1 protein-coding gene is annotated in these 3349 nt (G+C 69.2%); it reads left to right on the forward strand.

Annotated features, from left to right (window positions below):
• Positions 1-3349, forward strand: a 3349-nt coding sequence (locus tag ABIB25_RS29055; RefSeq protein ID WP_354531992.1) for a beta strand repeat-containing protein, incomplete at both ends; no start/stop codon positions are given.

A 3349-nucleotide genomic window follows, 5' to 3' on the forward strand; every position in this document is an offset into this window, starting at 1 on the left:
ACCCCGGTGAACGACACCGCCACCACCGGACAGAACACCCCGGTCGTCACCGACGTCCTGGCGAATGACACCCACACCACCAACGGCGCCGCCCTCGATCCGACGAGCGTGACGGTGACGGTGGCTCCGACCCATGGCAGCACGACGGTGAACGCCAGCACCGGCGCCGTCACGTACACGCCGGCCGCCGGCTACAGCGGGACCGACGTCTACAGCTACCGCGTCTGCGACAAGTCGACCCCGACCCCGGTCTGCGCCATCGCGACGGTCAGCGTGACCGTCGGCTCCAACACCGTCGTCGCGAATCCGGACAACTCGAGCACCACCCCGGGGATCGCCGTCAGCACGAACGTCCTGGCCAACGACACCAAGGCCGCCAACGGCGCCGCCCTCGACCCGGCGTCGGTCGTCGTGACCGTCGCCCCAGGACATGGCACCACGTCGGTGAACACCACCACCGGCGCTGTTCTCTACACGCCGGCGGTCGGATTCTCCGGGACGGACGTCTACACCTACCGGGTCTGCGACCTCTCCACGCCGACGCCGGTCTGCGCGAGCACCACGGTCACCGTCGCCGTCCCGAACGTGGTGACCGCCGTCGCCGACAACGCGACCACGCCGCAGAACACCGCCGTGGTACTGAACGCCCCGGCCAACGACACCGTCTCGGTCAACGGCTCTCCGCTGGACAAGACATCGGTCTCCATCACCGTGGCGGCCCTGCACGGCACCACTGCCATCAACACGACCACCGGCGCGATCACCTACACACCGGCGCCCGGGTTCTCCGGCACGGACACGTACACGTACCGGATCTGCGACAGCTCCACCCCGACCCGGGTGTGCGCGACCGCGGTCGACACCATCACGGTGCCGAACAACGTCGTCACCGCCGTCAACGACAACTACTCGACGCCGCCGGCCACCCCCGTCGCCAACAACGTCCGGATCAACGACACCAGTGGGACGGGCCAGCCATTGGCGAACCCGACCGTCACCACGCCTGCCGGCCACGGCGCCACCAGCGTGAACGCGGGCACGGGCGTCATCACCTACATACCGAACACCGGCTTCTCCGGGGTCGACACCTACACGTACCAGGTCTGCGACACCTCGGCCTTGCCGGTCTGTGCGACCGCGACCGTGACGATCACCGTGCCCAACGCGGTCCAGGCGATCAACGACAGCGGCACGACGCCGCAGAACACCGCCATCACCACGACGGTGCTGACCAACGACACCATCACCACCGGCGGCTCGCCGCTGAACCCGGCCTCCGTCGCCGTCACCACCCCGGCCGGTCACGGCACCACCGCGGTGAACACCGCCAACGGGGCCATCACCTACACCCCGGCCGCGAACTTCGCCGGCACGGACACCTACAGCTACCAGGTCTGCGACTCCTCCACCCCGACACCGGTCTGCAGCACCGCCGCCGTGACGATCACCGTCCCGGCCAACACCGTCACCGCCGTCAACGACGCCGGCACCACCCCGCCGGTCACCCCGATCACCACCACCGTGCTGGCCAACGACACCATCACCGCCGGGGGCGCCCCGCTGAACCCGGCCACCGTCGCGGTCACCACCGCGGCCGGTCACGGCAGCACGTCGGTGAGCACCACGACCGGAGCGATCACCTACACGCCGGCGAACGGATTCTCCGGAGTCGACACCTACCGCTACCAGGTCTGCGACCGGTCGACCCCGACCCCGTTGTGCGCCTCGGCCCTGGTCACCATCACCGTTCCGAACACTGTGAAGGCGAACAACGACACCGCGACGACACCGCAGAACGCTCCAGTGGTGGTCACCGTGCTGGCCAACGACACCGCCACCACCGGTGGCTCACCGCTGAACCCGGCGAGCGTCACCATCGTCACGGTGCCGACCCACGGCACCACTACGGTCAACGCCGCCGGCCAGATCACCTACAGCCCCGGCGCCGGCTACACCGGCACCGACTCGTTCACCTACTCGGTCTGCGACTCCTCGACGCCGACCAGGGCCTGCTCGACGGCGACCGTGACCGTCACCGTCGGTGCGAACGTGGTGACCGCCGTGAACGACGCCCGCACCACCACACCGACCCAGCCGATCACCACCAACGTGCTGGCCAACGACACGGTCAGCGCAGGCGGCGCCCCCCTTGACCCGGCCTCTGTCGTCGTGGTGACCGCGGCCGGACATGGCACCACCTCGGTGAACCCGGGCACCGGCGGCATCACCTACACGCCGGCGACGGGCTTCTCCGGGGTCGACACCTACCAGTACAAGGTCTGCGACACCTCCAACCCGACGCCCCTGTGTTCCACCGCGACGGTCACCGTGACGGTCAACAACACGGTCACCGCCGTCAACGACTCGGCCGCGACCGCGCAGAACGCCGCGACCACCATCAACGTCCTTGCAAACGACACCATCACCACCGGTGGCGCCCCGCTGAACCCGGCGTCGGTCGCCGTGCAGACCGGCCCGACCCATGGCACCGCCACGGTCAACCCCACCACCGGTGCTGTGCTCTACACACCGACCGCCGGCTACACCGGGACGGACACCTTCACCTACCAGGTGTGCGATACCTCCGTGACATACCCGGTCGCTCCGCTCGCCCCGACCCCGACGCCGAAGTGTGCGGTCGCGACGGTCACCGTCACCATCGGCGGCAACGTGGTCATTGCGACGGACGACACCGACTCGACGCAGCCCGGCACGCCGGTGACGACCAACGTCCGCGCCAACGACTCGAGCTCCACCGGCCAGCCCCTGGCGAACCCGATCGTGACCACCGCCCCGGGCCACGGCACCACGGCCGTCGACGCCACGACCGGCAACATCACCTACTCGCCGGCCATCGGCTTCTCCGGCGTCGACACCTACGTCTACAAGGTCTGCGACACATCGAACCCGACGCCGGTCTGTGCTTCGGCGACGGTCACGATCACCGTGCCCAACGTCGTGAAGGCCAACGCCGACACCGTCACCACCCCGCAGAACACCACCGTCACCACCACCGTGTTGGCCAACGACACGGTGTCCGCCAACGGTTCTCCGCTCAACCCGGCCTCGATGACGATCACTACGACGGCCGCGCACGGTGCCACCACGATCAATCCGGACGGCACCATCACCTACGTCCCGGTCAACGGGTTCAGCGGGGCCGATTCCTACGTCTACCGGGTCTGCGACTCCTCCGTGACATACCCCGTCGCGCCGCTCGCCCCGACCCCGACCCCGGTGTGCTCCAACGCCCGCGTCTCCGTCACGGTGGGGGCGAACACGGTGGTGGCGAACCCGGACAGCGGGACCACCGCACCGGGCACGCCGATCAGCACCAACGTCCGGGTCA

It is taken from the genome of Nakamurella sp. UYEF19 (assembly GCF_040546275.1).
Lineage (GTDB): Bacteria > Actinomycetota > Actinomycetes > Mycobacteriales > Nakamurellaceae > Nakamurella.